This window comes from Psychrobacter glaciei (genome assembly GCF_014652895.1).
Taxonomy (GTDB): Bacteria; Pseudomonadota; Gammaproteobacteria; order Pseudomonadales; family Moraxellaceae; genus Psychrobacter; species Psychrobacter glaciei.
Map to the genome: position 1 here is coordinate 271845 of NZ_BMZR01000001.1, position 21471 is coordinate 293315.

Annotated in this window: 21 protein-coding genes and 1 tRNA gene; 9 read left to right on the forward strand and 13 right to left on the reverse strand. The window is 44.7% G+C overall.

Annotation, left to right across the window (positions count from 1 at the left end; translation table 11 throughout):
* Positions 1-43: 43 nt before the first annotated feature.
* The 10 genes from IE130_RS01285 to IE130_RS01330 form a co-directional block, all read right to left on the reverse strand.
* Positions 44-487: a phage virion morphogenesis protein gene (locus IE130_RS01285; protein WP_189580567.1), complete on the reverse strand. Its 444-nt coding sequence runs from the start codon at positions 485-487 to the stop codon at positions 44-46.
* Between the two features lie 2 nt (positions 488-489).
* On the reverse strand, positions 490-924 hold the full coding sequence (locus IE130_RS01290) for a phage tail protein (RefSeq protein ID WP_189580570.1): 435 nt from the start codon (positions 922-924) through the stop codon (positions 490-492).
* A complete protein-coding gene (locus IE130_RS01295; protein WP_189580573.1) occupies positions 921-1547 on the reverse strand; it encodes an N-acetylmuramidase family protein in 627 nt (208 codons plus the stop codon). The genes IE130_RS01290 and IE130_RS01295 overlap by 4 nt, the downstream gene beginning before the upstream one ends.
* Positions 1544-1855, reverse strand: a complete 312-nt coding sequence (locus tag IE130_RS01300) for a hypothetical protein (RefSeq protein WP_189580576.1) — start codon at positions 1853-1855, stop codon at positions 1544-1546. Before IE130_RS01300 ends, IE130_RS01295 begins: the two co-directional genes overlap by 4 nt.
* Positions 1842-2249 carry a hypothetical protein gene (locus IE130_RS01305; protein WP_189580578.1) on the reverse strand — a complete coding sequence of 136 codons (408 nt, stop codon included), beginning with the start codon at positions 2247-2249 and terminating at the stop codon, positions 1842-1844. Before IE130_RS01305 ends, IE130_RS01300 begins: the two co-directional genes overlap by 14 nt.
* Positions 2240-2446 carry a tail protein X gene (locus tag IE130_RS01310; protein WP_189580580.1) on the reverse strand — a complete coding sequence of 69 codons (207 nt, stop codon included), beginning with the start codon at positions 2444-2446 and terminating at the stop codon, positions 2240-2242. The genes IE130_RS01305 and IE130_RS01310 overlap by 10 nt, the downstream gene beginning before the upstream one ends.
* On the reverse strand, positions 2446-2898 hold the full coding sequence (locus IE130_RS01315; protein ID WP_189580582.1) for a head completion/stabilization protein: 453 nt from the start codon (positions 2896-2898) through the stop codon (positions 2446-2448). The genes IE130_RS01310 and IE130_RS01315 overlap by 1 nt, the downstream gene beginning before the upstream one ends.
* Positions 2899-2997: 99 nt before the next feature.
* The gene (gene gpM, locus IE130_RS01320) at positions 2998-3753 is read right to left on the reverse strand and encodes a phage terminase small subunit (RefSeq protein WP_189580584.1); all 756 of its coding nucleotides are present in this window, start codon (positions 3751-3753) and stop codon (positions 2998-3000) included.
* Between the two features lie 77 nt (positions 3754-3830).
* Positions 3831-4850, reverse strand: coding sequence for a phage major capsid protein, P2 family (locus IE130_RS01325; RefSeq protein WP_189580586.1), 1020 nt, complete (start codon positions 4848-4850; stop codon positions 3831-3833).
* Positions 4851-4904: 54 nt separating this feature from the next.
* Positions 4905-5741, reverse strand: coding sequence for a GPO family capsid scaffolding protein (locus IE130_RS01330; protein ID WP_189580588.1), 837 nt, complete (start codon positions 5739-5741; stop codon positions 4905-4907).
* Positions 5742-5924: 183 nt separating this feature from the next.
* Between IE130_RS01330 and IE130_RS01335 the strand changes: the two genes are divergently transcribed.
* Together IE130_RS01335 and IE130_RS01340 are read left to right on the forward strand one after the other, a co-directional pair.
* Entirely contained in the window at positions 5925-7706 is a 1782-nt protein-coding gene (locus tag IE130_RS01335) for a terminase large subunit domain-containing protein (protein WP_189580591.1), read from the forward strand.
* Positions 7706-8713 (forward strand): phage portal protein, encoded by a 1008-nt coding sequence (locus IE130_RS01340; protein WP_189580594.1) that lies wholly within the window; start codon positions 7706-7708, stop codon positions 8711-8713. The genes IE130_RS01335 and IE130_RS01340 overlap by 1 nt, the downstream gene beginning before the upstream one ends.
* A 413-nt stretch (positions 8714-9126) precedes the next feature.
* On the opposite strand, the gene IE130_RS01345 is transcribed toward IE130_RS01340, so the two are convergent.
* The 3 genes from IE130_RS01345 to IE130_RS01355 form a co-directional block, all read right to left on the reverse strand.
* Positions 9127-9211 (reverse strand) — tRNA-Leu (locus IE130_RS01345).
* Positions 9212-9430: 219 nt separating this feature from the next.
* The gene (locus IE130_RS01350) at positions 9431-11323 is read right to left on the reverse strand and encodes a sigma 54-interacting transcriptional regulator (protein ID WP_373299584.1); all 1893 of its coding nucleotides are present in this window, start codon (positions 11321-11323) and stop codon (positions 9431-9433) included.
* Positions 11324-11383: 60 nt separating this feature from the next.
* A complete protein-coding gene (locus IE130_RS01355; RefSeq protein WP_189580597.1) occupies positions 11384-12775 on the reverse strand; it encodes a two-component system sensor histidine kinase NtrB in 1392 nt (463 codons plus the stop codon).
* Positions 12776-12910: 135 nt separating this feature from the next.
* Here IE130_RS01355 and rimO point away from each other — a divergent pair, with 135 nt between their 5' ends.
* The 7 genes from rimO to rseP all read left to right on the forward strand — a co-directional run bounded on the left by rimO (position 12911) and on the right by rseP (position 21436).
* Positions 12911-14491, forward strand: a complete 1581-nt coding sequence (gene rimO, locus IE130_RS01360; RefSeq protein ID WP_189580600.1) for a 30S ribosomal protein S12 methylthiotransferase RimO — start codon at positions 12911-12913, stop codon at positions 14489-14491.
* Positions 14492-14723: 232 nt separating this feature from the next.
* On the forward strand, positions 14724-15449 hold the full coding sequence (pyrH, locus tag IE130_RS01365; protein WP_010200240.1) for a UMP kinase: 726 nt from the start codon (positions 14724-14726) through the stop codon (positions 15447-15449).
* Positions 15450-15579: 130 nt separating this feature from the next.
* A complete protein-coding gene (gene frr, locus IE130_RS01370) occupies positions 15580-16134 on the forward strand; it encodes a ribosome recycling factor (protein WP_010200239.1) in 555 nt (184 codons plus the stop codon).
* Between the two features lie 353 nt (positions 16135-16487).
* On the forward strand, positions 16488-17243 hold the full coding sequence (gene uppS, locus IE130_RS01375) for a polyprenyl diphosphate synthase (RefSeq protein WP_189580603.1): 756 nt from the start codon (positions 16488-16490) through the stop codon (positions 17241-17243).
* 271 nt (positions 17244-17514) lie between these two features.
* Entirely contained in the window at positions 17515-18324 is an 810-nt protein-coding gene (locus IE130_RS01380) for a phosphatidate cytidylyltransferase (RefSeq protein ID WP_010200237.1), read from the forward strand.
* A gap of 187 nt (positions 18325-18511) precedes the next feature.
* The gene (gene ispC, locus IE130_RS01385; RefSeq protein WP_189580605.1) at positions 18512-19720 is read left to right on the forward strand and encodes a 1-deoxy-D-xylulose-5-phosphate reductoisomerase; all 1209 of its coding nucleotides are present in this window, start codon (positions 18512-18514) and stop codon (positions 19718-19720) included.
* A 339-nt stretch (positions 19721-20059) separates the two neighbouring features.
* On the forward strand, positions 20060-21436 hold the full coding sequence (gene rseP / locus IE130_RS01390; RefSeq protein WP_010200235.1) for an RIP metalloprotease RseP: 1377 nt from the start codon (positions 20060-20062) through the stop codon (positions 21434-21436).
* The last annotated feature ends 35 nt before the right edge of the window (positions 21437-21471 follow it).

Genomic DNA, 21471 nt, shown 5'->3' on the forward strand with positions numbered 1-21471 from the left:
ACGGTGTATACGTGTTAATCCACCACAAAAAAACAAAAGGGATTTAATCAGTGGTCAATGACTCGCGTAACACTCGAATAATGATGTGTCGGTCAGCACGAGCGATGCCAATCAGCTCACGTTTGGGGTAGGGGAATTTCTTAGAGCTATCAGGACGCACGGTACTACGTTGGCCCTCGTGGTGAATCCGGGCAATCTTGGCGGCGCTGCCTTTGAAGCCTATCTGTGCATAGCGACTGGTTGCATTGAACTTTAGATGACGAGCCTTAGTCAGCTCGCGAAACATAGGATTGTTTGAAGATTTAAGAGGATCTACAAAAGCGCCACCGTCTGGCTCTGTTTGAGCACGAATCCGCTCACGATTGACGGCTCGCATCTCCATTGCTAAGGCGCGATTGACTTTCTTCAACTGCTTATTATCAAGCTGCGAGGCAATGGCCGTTGCCCATTCAGGTAGAGCGGCGGCTAGTTCGGTTAAGTCACTCATAGTTATAGATTTGGATTATGCAAAGGTAAAGGAGGGGTTCTGTTTGCCGGTTGTGGGCAAGTATTGAAAACGTAATCACCGTTATCATCTTTAGTTACCACCACCACCTCTTCAACTTTGACAGTGAAAACAACTGTGGTCGTAGAGTTGCTCAATATATAAGATTCAAACTCAATGGGAGAGGGGCTGTTGGGTGGGACTGGATCTTGATTCTGTTGATGCCAGTCTAGTATGGCAACGATAACAAGGTTCGCATCCAAACTTTCAGGGAACTCATCAACTTCAACCAACAGCTGATAGTGTTGACGATGGCTCAAAGTCTGACCTGCCCATTTAAGCGAGCCTTTTTCTACACTAATGATTAACCGATCAGGGTTCTGAGCAAAGAACTCGACTTTATCAGTCAAAAATTGGCGTAGGCTATCATCGAATATCATTTGGTAAGCTCTTTATCCCAGTACTTTTTACGATCACGCATCTTAGTATCATACTGGTTCTTTTTATAATCGCGACCATTGTAAACTTCAGCAAACAGTGCCCAATCATTGGTACGAATAGCATTCAGTAAGCGATGATCAGTTTCAATGAACCGGCAGAATGCTTCTAACTGTTCAGGCTCACCTTTTGACAGTGTGAGAACGTAATCAACAGCTGACTTATAGCCCAGTCGTTTCCAATGGAAACCCATAATTTGGAACGTGCCCCAGCTTGCGGATTCCAGACCTAAGTCGCTATCGATTTTTCGAGCTTTCTTTAGTCTGTCGTGCTCAGCGTTGCCACCACTATAGCCACCACTACGAGTGTTGACCACATCGGGGGTAGTGCGAACATGATTAAGTGCATATTCACGGCTATGCTTGTTTTTCAGTAAGCGGTACATGATGTGGCGCTCAAACAATATTTTGATGCGCCATATTTTGTCATCAGTATCATATAAAAACCCAGCGCCACGTGACTCAACGTCCCTGACAGCACGGATAGAGGCTTCATCACAACGTAAACGGCGGGCAGCAACTTTATAGTCGCAGTCAATCAAAGTCATTGGTTGAGTAGTGCTCATACAAAATTGTCCTTTTTTGATTGATTGATAGCGCTAATGAATACGCCATAACGCGCCCAAAAGGCTCGTAATTTAATATAAGTAGTAGCAGTTGCAGCAGCAGCAAGCATACGAAATATTGGTAGTGCCCACACACCGTCCCGACCAGTGGTTTCATCAAATGCCAAGCCGACACAACTCAATGCAAAAAATAAAATGGTGAGCGTGACAAGTAAGCCAAGCTCTCGATGGTATTTGATAATTGTCAAAGCACAAACGATAGCAATGACAACGATGGATAAAGTAGATAACGTATCAAGGATCATCATGATTGTCCGCCTCGTTGGTTGATTTGTATTTAAATAAGAATGGGAAAAAATGACGTAGAGCAGCCATCAAAAGGGGACGCACATTGTCATTAATAAATTCATAGAACGTGACAAATAGCTCGCGCCCGACCATGCCGTAAATGACAGCATAACCAGTGGCATAGTTGCCGCCGGTCAACAGCTTTGCAGTGATATCGGATAACATGACAGCAAGCAATAAACCGGCAGTAGCATTTTGAGATCGCATCCAAAATGGCTCTGCACGTATTAACAGCAGACGGATACAAGCGCCGCCAGCAGCGGCCCATATAACAGGCAACGAGATCAGCAACCATTGCAAATGTTCGCGCATAACATCATCGATGGTTAATATCTGGATTTGAGTTACGTCCATAATTGAATGACCTGCTTTTGTGTACGTTCGGGTGCAGTGGGCAGTTGGATATCAAGACCACTTGGTAATGTAAGGCTGTAGCCAACCAATTGCGGATTAATAGTCATTACTTGCTCAGTAACACCGCCAGTAAAACCGAAATAGCGCAAGCAGATTAAATCCACTGTGTCACCTTGTAATGTTGATACGACACGCATCAGATTAGCTCGATGGTTGAATGTGGCTCATTCTTGATATCAGAGATGGCGGTACGGGCATTGCGATAGCAGGTATCGATTTGGGGAGTTAGCTCTTTACTACGAGCAGCGGCATCATTACCAGTGTCATAGTCACGGTAGTGCTCAGTGAGCTGTGCTTTTGCCAAGTTATAGACAGCTTTTTTAAAGCTAAAGCACTTGTCAGTATCATTAGCTAAGTCATACTCATCTAAAGTAAGTACGCCATGATCGTTAATCACCGATGCAACCCAAGCCTTTAACTCACGACAGACAGTGGTTGCGGAGTCAGTCAAAGCGTATTTCATACGCGCTGGTGTCACAGTGCCATCAAGCTTCATTGCGTCAGCAAAATCTTTGACAGAGATATCAGGCATAAATGCAGGAGTGATTACTGTGTTATCTACAACTGGATTGACAGCACTAAAACCCATAACGACTCCAAAAATATATTGATAAATAGGTTGAGGCGGTGGTCATAAGTGTCGTTGCAGTATCAACTGAACGCATTTATGAGCCGCCTCGGCTCGCGGCTACGAGTTGTTTTCGTCCAAAACTTCAGACAAATCTGGTTGTTTTTCTTCTAAGGCAGGTTGCTCTGATTCCAACTCTTGAACTTCAGATGTTTCAGGTTCAACCTCTTTAAGCTTTTTTTCTAAGCGCTTAATAGAGCCCTTTACACCGCTATTGGCGTCAAATCGCAGAGCGTTTTGAAAGCTATCTAATGCAAACAATGGATTGACGGCTTCAGTCAATTCACCGACTTGGCGTGATAGCTTTGCGCGTACCTGGTCAGGCATATCAGCACCAGCGGTAATAGTAGAAGCGCGTAGTACTTGCGCGATTTGCTCATCATCAATTTCATTACTGGTTGCTAGTTTCTTGGCAGTATCAGCAATCTCTTCAGCGACGACAGTCGCAAGCGTGCGCTGATGTGCATCTGGCATTTTCAAATCATGCTTCATCGCGTATTCAGCGATATCAAGCGCACGGCCAAAGTTACCGATGTCGATATGCCATAGCATTAGCGTCGTCAACAGGTTGTCTTGATCGCCCTTACCAGCGGATAAAGTAGCGTTAATCCATTCGTCATAGTGGCCAACCAATTCGCGCTTCAGCTCAATCTTGGCTTGGATAGATTGCTTAGACTTAAGTGCTTGCTTATCTTCACGTAATTTCAGTTGCAACATGCGATAAGCCTGGTTCGGCCCAGCAGCGATATTGGTCACTTCTTTTTGTGATAAAGCCTTTTGGCGGTGTCGAGCCGCCGGTGTTGTTTTGTCAGTCATATACCAATTCCTTCCTTCATGTTCAATCCATTATTTACATCTTTTTAATAAATCAGATCACAAAACTGCTGTACTGGTTAAACCAGTACAACGTTTTCGATTAAGCAACCTGCTTTATAGTCTTCTACGACATAAGCTTCGTTGTCTGACTCGTAGAATGCTACGCGATCATATTCAGGTTCATCTTTATGATGGCGACGACGGCTTTCGTCTTGATAGTAGATAGACAAGTTATCTAATGGCGTAATCAGGATGGCATCGGCTGGGAAGTTCGGAGGAGTAGACTCAATCTGCACACCACCGACTTTATCTAGCATCAATAAGCTGTTGACGGCGATAACTTCACTTGGCGTGTTGTTGTCATTGACCATATTGAAGTCACGCGAGTCATGCAAATCACGACCCAAAATGACACGTAATTGGCTGTCATCACGAACGATAGGATCAATCAACTGATTGCGACAGTCTTTAACCAGCGCATCGAGGTTTTTGTAGTGTTCAGCAGTAGCGCCAACGGCGACGACACCAGTACCAACTTCTGATTCTGTCATCACTGACTCAGGTGCTTTGGTGCGCCATTTCTCTAACCAGCCGATGTTTACATCTTGCAATAGCGGATTGGCTTCGATATCAGTGTCAGCTGCCACTTCGGTGCCATTAAAGCCAATCGTAATACGATCAAGACCTTGTTGTTTAACGACTGCATCGCGGATTTTTTCTTGGAACTCAGGAACACGAGCCCACGCATCAAGCTTGCTATAGTTGATGGCTGTATCAAAGTTAGTCTGTTCACAGACGTAAGTGTAAATAAGACCAACTTCACCAACGTTTTTAGGATCGCGGCGTTTACCACTTTTAGTATTGGTACGGCTTGCAATACCACCACTGATACCAAGGCCTAAGGCTTCACCTTTTTGATCAGTGACAGGGATGATATTAATCTTTTTCAAGAACTCGCTTGATTCTTGGATGCGTACTTCAACCTTTTGTTGTACTGAAGGCACAACGGTATATTGATCAGTCGCATTGGGTACGCCGTTCAGCTGGGCCTGATTTGCCAAATAGCCATTAAACTGTTGACGGGTAGTATTTTTCATATGGTGATGTCCTAATGTAGGTAGTAGTCAGTTATATATTGCTATTAGGTATTATTAGCAGTCAGATTTGACGTAATCAGATGAGCCGGTCGCCGCTGGGCGCTGGGTATAGTTGTCGTCAGGCGTAGTATCAAGGTTGTCTTGTACACTCTTCAGAGACGTTTCAACTTCATTTTGCTTTTCAGCAAAACCAGAGACAGTCGTGTTTAAGTGTCCGACAGAGGCATTAACCGTATCAAGAGCCGCTGCCATGGTTTGCATTACATCTTGAAAGCCTTTGATGGTTGCAGGCAGTTGGGCGAATGCTTGAGCAGTAGCAAGCTCTTTGTCTTTATCGGTTTTAGGAGTAACCGGAGCTGAAAACATATCTTTGACAGTGGCAAAAACTGATTTCGGTTCTTCTTTATATTCCCATGCGCTTTCGGCAGTAGAAATAAACGTATCAGGATTTTGTTTACGAGAGGCCAAAGGATTGTCGTCTGGATGCTGTTGGCAAAACTGCATATAGCTAGTGCCAAGGGATGCAGGGCTATCAGTACAAGCCAACCCAACCATATAAGCTTCTTTTGTATCAGCAAATTCAGGATAAAACTCAATAGAGAAATAAACTTTTTGCTTGGACTTAGCCAGAGCAATAAGGTCATTTGTTGGCTCAATTTCAGCCAATAGATATAAATGATCACCTTCTTCTTCAGTGGATAGCGATATCACATCGCCATAGCAGCGGAACTCCGAATTAGGGAACATTGCGCGATAATGCTCTAGGTTGACGCGCGCGCCATAAACTTCTGGATTATAGCTAGCAGCCATTTGGGTAATGTGATCGCGAGTGATTTCACGACCGTCCGTAGTTTGGCCAGCGCGTGCAACTCGAAATGTTTTGGTAGTCATAGACGGTCCATGATTTAAATGATTGGAGTGAAAGGGTCACAATTTCAAAGCTTTACTTTGACCTATTGCAGTATCAAAAGACAAAAGCAAATACGGTGTATAGGCGCTAATCCACCACAAACAGCAATGATTAAAAGCGCCCACTAAAGGAAAGTAGCTTCATACCGTTTATGAGCTATTTCGATGTCCCTTATCACGCTACCCACAGGAGAGAATCCAAAAACCGTTGCCCGTGGTCTGTATTGGCAAGGTTGGAGTATTAGCGCAATCAGCGAGATGGTGAATACGCCGCGTACAACAGTAGACAGTTGGAAAAAGTCGGACGGCTGGGACGATGCAAAGCCTCTGGATAGAGTAGAGTCGACGCTCGAAGCTCGAATGGTTCAACTGATTAACAAAGATGACAAATCAGGCAAAGACTTTAAAGAGATTGACCTGCTTGGACGACAAGTAGAACGGATGGCCAAGATTCATAAATACAAAGAATCTGGTAAACAGTCAGACCTTAACCCCAATCTATCCAACCGTGGCCGCAAGCAAGGCCAAAAGAACCCTTCAAACGTCATTCAGATTGATGACATAGAAAAATTCAAAGATTCATTTAGAGATTGTTTGTTTGATTATCAAAAGGTTTGGTACAGCGCAGGTCTGACCAATCGCATCCGTAACTTATTAAAATCACGCCAAATTGGTGCGACCTGGTACTTTGCACGTGAGGCTTTTCTTGATGCCATAGAGACTGGCCGTAACCAAATATTCTTGTCAGCCTCAAAAGCGCAAGCAAGGGTATTTCGTGAATACATCATTGCATGGGCGATGGAAACGGCAGGTATTGAGCTGACTGGTGACCCAATCACTTTAAACATTGAAGGGACCGAAAAAGACTACAGCGCGAACCTATATTTTTTAGGTACGAATAGCCGCACAGCACAGTCATACCATGGCAACGTCTATATGGACGAATATTTTTGGATTCATAAGTTTATTGAATTTAGAAAAGTTGCATCAGGGATGGCCATGCATAAGAAATGGCGACAGACATATATATCGACACCATCATCCAAGCAGCATCAAGCCTATAAGTTTTGGACTGGTCAACTGTATAACCGGGGCCGTAAAGGTGATGACAGAATTGAAATAGACGTCACGCCACATAATTTACGCGATGGCAAAGTATGTGGTGACAAGCAATGGCGCCAAGTCGTCAATGTTTATGACGCTATGAAGGGTGGTTGTGATTTATTTGATATTGATGATTTACGGATGGAATACAGCGAGGATGAATTTAATAACTTGCTTATGTGTGAATTTATCGATGACACGTTATCAGCATTTAGTGTTTCTGAGTTGCAATCATGCATGGTTGACACGTTAGAAGTTTGGGAAGATTGGAAGCCATACACGCCAAGACCACTTGGTAATCAACCGGTATGGTTGGGATACGACCCCTCTTTGAGTCGTGACAGCGCTGGACTTGTGATATTAGCAGCGCCAAGCACACCAAACGGAATGATACGCGGCATTGAACGTTTGCAGTTTAAAAACCCTGACTTCGAAGCGCAGGCGAATGTTATTAGAGAAATGACAGAGAAGTATAACGTTGAATATATAGCGATCGATGTCACCGGCCTTGGCATTGGTGTCTACCAGTCAGTGATTAAGTTTTATCCGCAAGCCGTCAAGCTTCACTACAGCCCAGAGCTCAAGCAACAATTTGTTTTAAAGACGAAAGACGTTATCAAAAAAGGCCGGTTATCATTTGATCATGAATGGACCGACGTAGTCGGGGCTTTCACTTCTATACATAAGACCATTACCAATAGTGAAAGGGCAGTCACTTACAAGGCTGACCGAAATGAAGATACTGGTCATGCTGACTTAGCGTGGGCATTAATGCATGCACTACATAGAGAACCTTTGGCAGTTGCTCAAGGTGAAGACGAATCCGCACTGGAGATATATTAATGAATGAAATTGAAAACCTTGACGCAGTAGACGTGCCTGGCATGGAGGCTTTCACGTTTGGCGATCCGATACCAGTCATGGAGCAGTGGCAAAGTCTGTACTGGGGTGAGTGTCATAACCATAATCTTTGGTACGCACCGCCTTACGATCCTGATGCACTATCCAAAACAATGCGAGCCTCTCCGCATCATAGTAGTGCTATCTTTGTTAAGCGTAATATTTTGGCCAGTACTTTTATTCCACATAAATTATTGTCACATCGCGACTTCAGCAAAATGGCACTAGACTATCTGACGTTTGGTAACGCATATGTTGATCGAGTACCGTCCCGCTCAAAGAAAACTATGAAACTAAATGTGCCGTTGGCCAAATACATGCGCGTCGGTATTGATGCAAAAAAATACTACTTTGCCACGCACAGCTGGGCAGATCCGCATGAATATAAAGCCGAGAATATTTGTCACCTTATCGAGCCGGATGTGAACCAAGAAGTTTATGGAGCACCAGAATACTTGTCGGCATTGAATGCGGCTTGGCTTGATGAGTCAGCGACATTATTCCGTCGCAAATATTACTTAAATGGTAGTCATGCTGGTTATATTCTATACGTTAATGATCCTGCTACGAACAAAGAGGATATTGATGCACTACGCAAAGCATTGAAAGACAGCAAAGGACCGGGCAACTTTCGTAACCTCTTTATGTATTCGCCTAATGGTAAAAAGGACGGCATCCAGATCTTACCGATTAGCGAGGTCAGCGCCAACGATGACTTCTTCAAAATCAAAGAAGCGAGTCGTATTGATATAGCAGCTGCTCATCGAGTACCGCCTCAACTGATGGGAGCGTCACCAACTAATGCCGCAGGCTTTGGAGATCTAATCAAAGCTGCGCGTGTATTCGCAGTCAATGAGCTGATGCCACTACAGCAGACCATGCTGCAGATCAATGAATGGCTAGGCGAGGAGGTCATCAAGTTCAAAGACTACTCGCTACTCAATGAATAAGATTAATATTTAGTCAAAGTACATATGTATCCGCTCCAAGTTGAGCGGATTTTTTTTGGCCTTCAAAAAACGCAATCGAAGCCCCGCCTCGCCCACGATAAAAAAACGTGGTTTTCGACGACCCTGACGACCCTGACCGGGGCATTGGTGGTGCTAGGGGCAGGGCGGATAATTGGATATGAAAAGTGACGAGAAATGACGGATTTTTTCGGTCAATCCCACGCAAAAATATGTGGGATTATGGGAGATGGACGCTGTACGCGAATAAACACAAGGTTTGCGGGTGATAGGTCAGCTCTGTGCAATCCCACAGCGCGTCCCATCGTGGGATTAGGGTCAAATTGCAGACATAAAAAAACCTGCTCGAAAGCAGGTCTAGTATAGGGTTGAGAACTTTAATCACTATCCGAAAATGGTGGGGCTGGAGAGACTCGAACTCTCACACCTTGCGGCGCCAGAACCTAAATCTGGTGCGTCTACCAATTCCGCCACAGCCCCATTTTCGTTACTCTATCATTATTAGCGTTTAAACTCAAACACAACATAGATAGCTAACTGATTCGGTAGTGCGTCTCAGTGGTTGGCTATTATATAGAGTTTGAATGGTTTGACAAGCCCTTTTTGCAATTATTTTTAATTATTTAACGATTATTTTTGCTCATCGTGATAAATAACTGATTTTACTGGAATTATTAATTCAATTATTTTGTGCTTTTATCACTCTTTGGTCTGCGTTTCTGCTGCTGACATATCTAACTGCTGTAATTTACGGGTGAGCGTATTACGTCCCCAGCCGAGCAAGTTGGCAGCCGCTATCTTTTTGCCACCGCTATGATTGAGTGCCGCTGTAAGTAACACTCGTTCGAACTCAGGCGTTGCCGTTTGCAAGATGTCAGTTTCGCCTGTTTGTAGCGCTTGTTTGGCCCACTCTGCCAATGCCTGCTGCCAACTTGGATTTTTAGCGATGTTTTGAGTTTGGATGTTTAAATTATTGCTATCTATATTGGGGCTATGTGAGCTATCACCGGTGTGCTGCTGGTTGTACTGATCAAATTCAGACGAGGATGACGTTTGTTGTGGCTGCAATTCTGTGTTTGCTGGCATCGCTTCAAGCAGCTCTGGCGGCAAGTCATCAACCATGACTGTATCTCCGGTTGCCATGACCGTTAGCCATAGGCAGACGTTCTCAAGTTGACGCACATTACCGCGCCAGTCAAAGGCTTGCATAATCTGTAGCGCCGCAGGCTGTAGCTGTTTTAAGGCGGTGTTCATTTGTTTAGCAGCTCGTTGCATAAAATAACTGGTTAAAGCAGGAATATCTTCGCGGCGCGTCCGTAGTGGTGGCAGCGGTAGACGAATGACATTGAGACGATAAAATAAATCCTCACGGAACCGACCCAGTTTGACCAGTTCTTCCAAGTTTTGATGGGTGGCAGCAATGATGCGCACGTCCACTTTGACCGGTTGCTGTCCGCCCACACGAAAGAACTCACCGTTTGCCAATACCCGTAGCAGCCGCGTTTGGGTGCTAAATGGCATGTCACCGATTTCATCCAAAAATAACGTACCGCCATCAGCTTGCTCAAAACGACCTTGCCGCGTCGTCGTTGCACCAGTGAACGCACCTTTTTCGTGACCGAATAACTCCGACTCAATCAAATCGTGCGGAATCGCGGCCATATTGAGGGCAATGAATGATTGCTGATGACGCGGTGAATGCTGATGCAGGGCACTGGCGACCAGCTCTTTCCCTGTGCCTGATTCACCGGTAATCAAAACGGTAATGGGTGAGTGCGCCAATCGCCCAATCGCACGAAACACTGTTTGCATCGCTTGTGACTGACCAATGATGCCGCTGGGGTTGTCATTAGCTTGTGTATCAGTTTTGATCTCAGCTTTGTTTTTAGTCGTCTTATGGGCTTTGGTGGCTGTCTTAGTGTTATGAGTGGCTTTATTTTTACTAGTGGACTTCGTATCTGTCTCAGGCGATTTATTTGCAGTTGTTTTGGCATCAGACTCATTTGGTTGATCTGCTTTCGCCATGTCTGGTTGAAAATTAATCGCTTTATAAATCGTAGCGACTGCATCATCTAAGTCAAACGGCTTCGGCAGATATTCAAATGCTCCTGTCTGATAGCTATTGATGGCAGAGGTCAAGTCTGAATGCGCTGTCATGATGACAATCGGCAACGCAGGGAAGTGCTTATGCACCCAGTCGCTAAAAGACAAGCCGTCCATCATAGGCATCCGAATATCGGTCAATATCACATCCGGTAGCTGCGTGGCTGACTCGCGCTGCTGCAAGATATCATTGAGGCGTGTCCATGCTGCTTGTGCTTGGGTAAAGCTGATGACCGTCAACCCAGCATCTTCAAAAGTATCCGCCAACACCAAGCGCAGCGCTGCATCGTCATCGATGAGCCATAAGGTCGCAGGGTTGTCAGCAGGCGCATTATTGACCGTTACTTTCATAGCTTGGTTATTAAGTGTTTGATTGTTAAGTGCTTGGTTATTAAGTGTTTGGCTGTCAGATATTTGATTGCCAGATGTTTTATCATTCGAGCCTTGATTGTCGCTGTTAGATTTAAGGTTGTCGTTATATGCAGTCATGTATCAGGCCTAATGAGCAAGTGATTCAGGGTTGTTGTTTGATAGGTTCAGCCATGATTTTTACGCATCGGTTGCGGGCTGTTTAAAGGGTAAGTACAGCGTAAAACGAGTCTGACTGTTATTGTAATTATAACTGGGATTAGAATTTGGGTTAGCGCTTTGTGCTTGATTTGAGCTGACGTCAATCATACCATGATGACAGCTGATAATATCTTGCACAATCGATAAGCCTAGACCAGTACCAGCGGCACGACTGGTCACCATTGGGAAAAATATCTGCCCAATCAGCGCTGCATCTATCCCTGAGCCGTTATCCGTAATGCTAACTTGCAAAGCTTGTTTGTGCTGTTGGCTGCCAATCGTATGTTGGAAGGCAACGCGCGTTTGAATATGCAATTTTGGTTGATAGGTTTTCTCAACCTCAAGATTACTATGCAAAATATCTGAAGGTAATTGATCAGCATTGGCTGGCGCGTTTTGTTGAAGCGTCTGCTCAAACTCAGTCATTGATTCACAGGCATTGTTAATTAGGTTTAAAAACACTTGAATCAGCTGATCTTTATCAGCGCATAACTCGGGTAACGACAAATCATAATCACGTTGCAGTGTAACTTGGGGGTACTGATTGAGCACTAAGGTTAAAACATGCTCAAGTGGCTCATGAATGTTAAGCATTTGCCAGTTTGGTAGCTGATTGGAGCCAAGAAACTGTCCGATAAGATGGGTTAAGCGGTCTGTTTCCGAGATAATGATGTCGGTATAGCTGCGGAGCTTCTGCGCTGTTTTTCGCAACTGTTTATCGCTATTCGGAGCAGAATTTATATCGCTAATAGCAGGAGACGGAGGGTTATGTAAAGCAGTCGCCTCGCTGAATTTGATAAATTGTCGCTGCAATAACTGCGCCGCGCCGCGAATACCAGCCAATGGATTTTTGATCTCATGGGCAACCGAACGCAGCATATGACGGGCAACATTATATTGCTGCTGCTGACGCTGCTCTTCTGAGATACGGCTTTGACGGTCTTTACCCCACATCTCAATGATAAAGTAAGGTTGCTGCTCATAGATGACAGGCGTCACGCTATAGTCGATTGAGAGCGGTAAGTTGCCATTGAGTGGGGTTTTGATGATGTGATCATGGTCGATAAAGGGTTGTTGATATTGCTTTGCTTGATGAAACCGCTCGGTCAAGGCGCAGATTTGATTATCCAATTGGTCAGGGTTCAAAGCCAGAGCAGCGCGCTCATCGAGCTTTAATTCATCGGTTGCGAGCAGGGTCAATATTGACTGATTGAGTAATCGTTCACTGCTGATGGCTAGTAGTTGTTCAGCTTGGGCATTTAGCCACGTAATGATTAGCTCGTCATTGACCCACAAGATAGCGGTGAATAAATGCTGTGATATAAAGGCTAAGTCAGGAGTCGGTTTGGCGGTTGTAAAATCAGCTGTCATTGTCAGTGCCTAATAAAGAATAATACTGAACGTAATATTTAACCATAAATCAATACACTAGCGCGGCAAAACTGGTGATTATCACAAAAAAAACGTACAATGCGCTCAGCCAATTTATCTCTAGCAAGGTCAGCCATGCCCAAAAATTCTATCGAGTCTATTAATACGACAATCGTAACATCCTCGTCAGCGTCTATTGCCCCAAAAGACACTGCCACCCTCTTTAATCCTGCCAAGCCGACAGCAACGCCTGCGCAAAGCTCGACGGATAGTAGTGAACCTTACCATCATAAAGCCAATCACAATCAAAACCGTAGCGTTGAGCAAAGCAGTGAGGTTACGACAGCCAATGCGACTGCCACGACGCCTGTTAGTGCCGCGCCAAAGATTGGTTTTGTATCACTAGGTTGCCCAAAGGCACTAGTGGATAGTGAGCGTATTATTACAGAATTGAGCCGCGATGGGTATCAAGTTGCCAGTGATTACGAAGGTGCCGATCTCGTCGTGGTCAATACCTGCGGCTTTATTGAATCTGCAGTGCAAGAGTCATTGGACGCCATCGGTGAAGCCATTAGCAAAAACGGTAAAGTGATCGTCACTGGTTGCTTGGGTAAAGAAGCGGACAAAATCCGTGCCATGCACCCAGCCGTGCTAGCCGTGACCGGTGCGCATGCGTATGACGAAGTGATTACGGCAGTGGCTCAGCATGTACCCAAGCCGAACCGCAGTTTGGACGCAAACTATGACCCAAAGATAAATTTAATCAATGAGGCGGGTATCAAATTAACCCCAAGCCATTATGCTTATCTGAAAATATCGGAAGGCTGTAACCATCGTTGTACTTTCTGCATTATTCCAAGCTTGCGCGGAGATTTGGTCTCGCGCCCGATTGATAATGTCATGAACGAAGCCATGGCGCTAAAAAACGCTGGCGTGAAAGAGCTGCTAATTATTTCGCAAGATACCTCTGCTTATGGGCTGGATTTGAAGTATAGAACCAGTTTTTGGAATGGCATGCCGCTCAAGTCGAAGTTTTATGACTTATGCCAAGCATTGAACGATTTGGGTATTTGGGTGCGTCTGCATTATGTCTATCCGTATCCGCACGTCGATAAAGTCGTTGAGTTGATGGGCGAGAAGAAACTACTGCCTTATCTTGATATTCCGTTCCAGCATGCCAGCCATCGCATCCTAAAGGCAATGAAGCGTCCAGCGCACAGTGAAAACACGTTGGCGCGTATCAAAGCGTGGCGTGAGATTTGTCCAGATATCGTCATTCGTTCAACGTTCGTTGTTGGTTTCCCTGGTGAGACGGAAGAAGATTTCCAATGCTTGCTTGATTGGTTAGTCGAGGCTCGCCTTGATCGCGTTGGCGCGTTTACCTATTCAGAAGTCGAAGGCGCAGTGGCTAATGATTTGCCAGACCACGTTCCTGAAGAGATTAAGCAAGAGCGATATGAGCGTTTCATGGCGCTACAGCAAGACATCTCAGCACAGAAGCTGCAAGAAAAAATCGGCAAAACCTTGACGGTATTGGTCGATGAGATTGATAGTATCGAGGGCATTGCGATTTGCCGCAGCTATGCTGACGCCCCTGAGATTGACGGTCATGTCTATGTTGACGATATCAATGCGCAAGTCAAAGTCGGGCAATTCCTCACGGTCACGATTGATGATGCTAGCGAATACGATTTGTTTGCCAGTTACCAAGGTTAGATGACTGCTATTTAAATGACCGCTATAAAGGTTAAATGACTACGATAATATGTGAGTGAAAATTGCCCAATGATAGGCAGTTTTTGCTACAATTAGCGCAATTTAGCCTTTTTACACGCCTCCCATCAAGTATGGCGGTATAAGCGAGTTTAAAGGTTAACTGTATTTGTGTTTTACCGATGATTTTAATTATAATTAACGAAACTATAGTTTAACGAAATAAGGTGACCTAATGTCTGACAAAAACCCGCGTTACTCTCGTATCTTGCTGAAACTCTCTGGTGAAGCCTTAGCCGGTAGCAAAGACATGGGTATTGATACCGAAGTGCTCGATAAGATGAGCTTGTCTATCGCGCATTTGCGAGGGCTTGGGGTACAAGTCGGTATCGTGGTCGGCGGTGGTAACTTATATCGCGGTGCCCAGTTACAAAAAGAAGGCTTGGTTGGTCGCGTCACCGGTGATCAAATGGGTATGCTAGCGACGGTCATGAATGGTCTGGCGATGCGTGATGCCCTTGAGCGTCGCAATATCAAAACGCGTTTGATGTCAGCTTTGCCTATTGGCGAAGTGACCGAAAGCTATAGCAGTCGCAACGCCATTCGCTACCTAAAAAATGGCGAAGTGTGTATCTTTGTCGCAGGTACGGGCAATCCTTTCTTTACCACTGATACGGCTGCTTGCCTGCGCGGTATTGAAATCGAAGCGGGCTTGATTTTAAAAGCCACCAAAGTAGATGGGGTTTATGACAAAGACCCAAGCTTACATGACGACGCAGTGAAATACGACGGTTTGACTTTTGATGAAGTATTAGAACAAAAGCTTGGCGTTATGGATTTGACCGCGATTGCTTTATGCCGTGAGCACAACGTGCCTCTACAAGTGTTCGATATGACCAAACCTAATGCTTTGTTGAATGTCATTATGGGCGAAAATGAAGGCACACGAGTTTTTCATTAATTCATATTGATACAGCGGTCATTAGTACTATTATGGCAATGGCAATAAATAGCTCACTGGTTTAACAGTTAATACCTTAATAATTAACAACAATGAATGATTTGTCGATAGCGATAAATAAGGATACATGATGATCAAAGAGATTAAGCAAGACGGCGAAGCACGCATGCAAAAGACATTGGAAGCGCTTGAGAGCACTTTTAGTAAAGTTCGTACGGGTCGTGCGCATCCAGGTATGTTGTCAGGTGTGATGGTCAGCTACTACGGTTCTGATACAGCACTTAATCAGGTAGCCAGTGTGAACGTTGAAGACTCACGTACATTACTTGTTCAACCGTTTGACCGTACCATGGTACAAGCGATTGATAAAGCCATTCGTGAAGCAGATCTGGGTCTGAACCCAATGACTGCTGATGTGATTCGTGTACCGATGCCAGCATTGACCGAAGAAACGCGTCGCGATATGCAAAAGCTTGCGCGTGGAGAAGCAGAGAACAGCCGAGTCTCTATCCGTAATATCCGCCGCGATATGATGAATGACATCAAAGAGCTGGCCAAAGAAAAAGAAATCTCAGAAGATGACGAACGTCGTGCCAGTGATGATATTCAAAAAATCACTGACAAATATATCGAAACTATCGATAAAAGTCTGACCAAAAAAGAAAGCGATTTGATGGACGTTTAAGCACTGTCTTTGATTTATTTTTTATCAATAAAAAATAAATCAAGCGCTTAAAAATTAAGTTTTTTGATGCAGACAATATCATAATAATAGACAGCTAATGGTCAATCACTATTGGCTGTCTATTGCTATATGGATTGTGATGACATAAGCACAGAGTTTTATAACGTTTCTTTAATAGCTCGCAAATAGGCCTTAACAGTTTACAAAAATGGTTTTCCAATCTTCATTAGCTCTAAACTGGTTTATGATAAGTTTATGAATCTTAAGCATGACGCTTTTTTAATGCGATAGAGCGCGTTATGATTGTTTTACCTCAATACATTATTTTACCTCAACAATAAGTCGTATCGCCCATGTCTACTCCCACCGTTTTGGCTCCTGTACTCATTCCTCGTCATATCGCCATTATCATGGATGGTAATAATCGCTATGGTACAGCCAATGCGCTCGGTAAAGGCCAAGGCCATGTGGCGGGTAAAGATGCGCTAGATCCTATCGTGGAGTATTGTGTCGATACGGATATCGAAGTATTAACAGTATTTGCTTTTTCCAGTGAAAACTGGCAACGTCCCCCTAGCGAGGTGGCGCTATTGATGCAGCTGCTAACATCGACCATTCATGAGCAGATGCCGCGTATGAATGAGTACCGCATTCGCTTGCGTTTCATCGGTGACCGTAGCCAGCTTAGTCATGATTTACAGACATTGATGGCAGATGCAGAAGCAGAAACGGCTCATTTTGAAGCCATGACATTGGTGATTGCCATTAGTTATGGGGGGCAGTGGGACATCGCTAATGCCGCAAAACAGCTGGCACAGCAAGTAGAAGCCGGTGAGTTGCGCGCTGCAGAAATTGATAAAGAAATGCTTGGTAACTATGTGCAATTAGCCGATGCGCCTGCAGTTGATATGTTGGTGCGGACGGGCGGCGAGTACCGAATTTCTAACTTTTTATTGTGGCAATCAGCTTATGCTGAGCTGTTCTTTACCCAGACATTATGGCCGAACTTTACTGCCGATGAGTTGGCAACGATGGTCACAGAGTTCGCACAGCGTCAACGCCGTTTTGGCAAAACCAGCGAGCAGATAGTGACAGAGCAGCAGCGCTAAAGCCACTGATTTAGTCAGGATCGAGTGGTTCATGATGACGTGATTCATTATTAAATTTGTAGCATATTCGCTGGCATTTATTGACGAAACACAGTCACTGTTTTAAAACGTGCGTATTCGAAAAATCTATCAAGCCATTAATATTACTTGCTTGTGCAGTCACAAACCGCTTTAATTGGTCTCAATCGCCATTAGTAGGCTATTGTAGATTAGCTACTATATAAGGCATTTTTTGACCAGACATTTTTCATTATTATAAGGTTCGACAAGTATGTGGCAACGAATTAAAACGGCAATTGTTCTCGTTATTATCGTTGGTATTGCAATGTTTGCGAGCCAAACCCCTATCTTGTTTGCCCCATTATTGGCTATTGGCGTAATTATTGCAGCGCATGAATGGACAAAGCTGATGCCAAAGTGGCGCCAGCCTGCGGTGTTTGTGGTATTGGTATTGGTACTGACTTTAGTTTCGCTGATGTTCAAAGTAACTTGGCTGTTTTGGTGGGTGGCTTCACTCGCTATATGGTTGATGGCGCTATCTTGGGTCAGGGTATTCCCGACGCACACCAATTGGTACGGAAAGAAACTAGCGTTGATGGGTGCAGTTATATTGACCGCATCGATTACGGCTATGTTTTATTTGTGGCAGCTGTCAGCATGGTGGCTACTCTACGTATTCTTACTGGTTTGGTGTGCGGACAGTGGTGCTTATTTTGTAGGTCGCAAGCTCGGTCGCCGAAAAATGGCACCGAACGTCTCACCTAACAAGAGCATGGAAGGGTTGGCTGGCGGTCTTGTGACTGGTCTGCTAGTTGTGGTTGCTATTAGTGTCTTCAAACTGCAATTAACTGGTGTACCGTTAATCGCATTTGTGTCGCTATCAGCCATCACTATTCTTGCCTCTGTACTCGGTGATTTGTTTGAATCAATGCTCAAGCGCCGTGCTGATGTGAAAGACTCAGGAACGATTTTACCGGGGCATGGCGGGATACTTGACCGTATTGATTCGCTATTGTCTGCCACGCCAATATTTGCGCTTGGCTTTTGGGCGATACAGCAGCTGGGTCTCATCGTCGTTTAAGAGACTGATGCAGGCTCATTGATTTGCTGAGTCTGATTTGACGACTGGTTTTTGCCAACATCTTAGTTTTATCTATTATAATAAAGCATCGACATGATCTAGCATCGATGCTTTGCTGTTATTCATACCTTATTAATTCTCCTGATTTTTTATTTAAATTTTAACAGTAACAATATTGTGGGCACCGATGGTTATGACGCAACGCATCGCCGTACTAGGCGCAACAGGCTCGATTGGCGATAGCACGCTAGCAATTTTGGCGGCGCAACCGCTTAATTACCAAGTCTATGCACTATCAGGCTATTACCGCTTAGACAAATTGTTTGCGCTCTGCCAGCAGTTTTTGCCCAAACGCGTCAGTGTGCCGACAGCCGCAGTGGATGACTTTGCTGAGCGTCTCAGCGCGGCAGGTCTTGATATCGATGTGGTAGGCGGGGCAGCAGGGCTGGTCGATATTGCTACCGATTCGCAAACTGATACCGTTGTCGCTGCTATTGTTGGCGCAGCTGGTCTGCCTTCTACTTTGGCAGCCGCACGGGCAGGCAAGCGTATTTTATTGGCAAATAAAGAAGCGTTGGTAATGGCAGGTCAGGTAATGATAAATGCCGTTAAAAAAAACAATGCCACCTTGCTGCCGCTCGATTCTGAACATAATGCAATTTTTCAGTGTCTGCCGCTCGCTATTCAACGAGATAACACCCAAATTCACCAGCCAAACCATGGTGTCCGTAAGCTATGGTTAACCGCATCTGGTGGGCCATTTTTGCAGCAGTCATTTGCTCAGATGCAGCAAGCGAGCGTCGCTGAAGCCGTGAAACACCCAAACTGGTCAATGGGGCAAAAGATATCGGTCGATTCTGCAACGATGATGAATAAGGGGCTTGAATTGATTGAGGCTTGTCATTTATTTGATTTGCCTGAAGATAAGATAAATGTGATCATTCATCCACAAAGTATCATCCACTCAATGGTAGAATATAGCGATGGCAGCTTTTTGGCGCAGCTCGGCAGCCCAGACATGAAAACGCCTATTGCGCATGCGCTCAGTTACCCTGATCGTATCGAAAGCGGCTCGCAGCCTTTAGACTTGTTTGCGCTAAGTGCTCTAGAATTTATTCAGCCTGATTTGCAGAAGTTTGCGTGTTTGCGTCTTGCCCGTCAAGCCATGCAAGCAGGCACACAGGCAACGATTGTGCTTAACGCTGCTAATGAAATTGCCGTTGCTGCATTTTTGAACGGTCAGATTCGTTTGACGGATATTGCTGATATTAATGAGCAAGCCTTAAATGACATACAGGTACCACCATTAAACGACACGGCTGACATAGAAGATATATTAACAATCGATAAGATAGCGCGCCATCTTACTGACAAACTTGTGGCAAAGTTGGCATAATCGTAGCAAGAGTTTCTTAGGGTCTGTTGAACATTCAAATATTAGGACTGCTGATCGCTAAAATCGCCCCAGACTAGGCGTAAACCGACGATAATGTCGAGACCTTAGCTAGGTTTACAACAACGTTTGGGGTGGTTTTAGCATCAGCCTTTCAGGGCAGGACTATTTTTTGCCAATACATGGCGAAATTGTCTACCCTAGAATGACTAGGCGTCAAAAATTTCACTGCATATTGTCTAAAAAATAGCCACTGCCAGTTCCACATTTGAATGTTCAACAGACCCTAGTTTAAAAGTGATATTAATAGAACATGCTAAGATAAAATACTGAGAAAAGATCATGACGTTTTTATTAACGCTCCTTGCGGCAATATTTGTCTTAGGTCCGCTTATTGCCTTACATGAATGGGGGCACTACATTGTAGCGCGGCTCTGCGGCGTTAAAGTATTGACCTATTCTATCGGTTTTGGTCCCAAACTCTTTGGCTGGACGAGCAAAAAGAGCGGCATTGATTATCGTATCTCAGCGCTGCCGCTGGGTGGTTATGTCAAGATGCTGGATGAGCGTGAAGGCGAGGTAGCCAAAGATGAGCTACATTTGGCCTTTAATCGTCAGCATCCGCTAAAAAAAATTGCCATCGTTGCCGCTGGCCCTATCATGAACTTTGTCATCGCGATTGCGTTGTTTTGGGTGTTATTTATGACGCCATCAGAGCAGTTGGCGACGAAGATTGGGCAAGTATTACCTGATACACCAGCGGCTATAGCACAGCTGCCCGTTGGTGATAAAATCGTTGCGATTGATGGTCATGAGGTGCAAACGTGGGAAGGTATTAATTATCGCCTTGCTGGACGGATGGGCGAGACTGACAACGTCAGTATTACGTTGCAATCAGAGTCACAAGCTTCCAATGCAACGAAGACTTATCAAGCACCCGTTAAAACATTTATGCAAGGCACATCGCAAGGTAAAGACGCGCTAACCAGCTTTGGCATGCTACCATGGCAGCCAGATATTGAACCTATCGTTGGTGATCTGAGTGCTGATGGTGCTGCCAGTCGGCAGGGGTTAAAAGTCGGTGATCGCATCACAGCTATCAATGATACAGAAATCAAAGATTGGATTAGTGCTACCCGTATCATCCGCGATAATCCTGAAACGTTGCTTAATTTTATGGTCATGCGTGACGGAAAATCTGTTCAATTACAGATTATGCCGCAAGGTAAAAAAGACAATCTAGGTAATGACTTTGGACAAATTGGTGCTATGGTAGCGCAGTCTGAGATTGTCATTCCCGATGCTTATAAAGCCACCGTCGTGTATGGTCCTGGTGAGTCATTGGTTAAGTCATTTGAAAAGACAGAACAGTTGGCAGTGATGACAGTCAGCTCAATGGGCAAAATGCTCTCAGGTATGATTGGTCTGGACAATTTATCAGGGCCTATTACGATTGCTAAAGTCGCCAAACAAAGCTTTGATATCAGTTGGCAGATGGTATTGTCCACCGCTGCTTTGATTAGCCTGAGCCTCGCCGTACTCAATCTTTTACCGATTCCAGTGTTAGATGGTGGTCATATTGTGTATTATCTCATAGAGCTGATACGTGGTAAGCCTCTCTCGGAAGGGATACAAATGGCAGGGCTAAATATCGGCTTACTCTTGCTGGCAGGTTTCATGGTGTTAGCAATTGGTAATGATATCAGTCGGCTGTTTTGATAGACTACAGAGCAGCCTAAAGGGTAAGCCGCGAT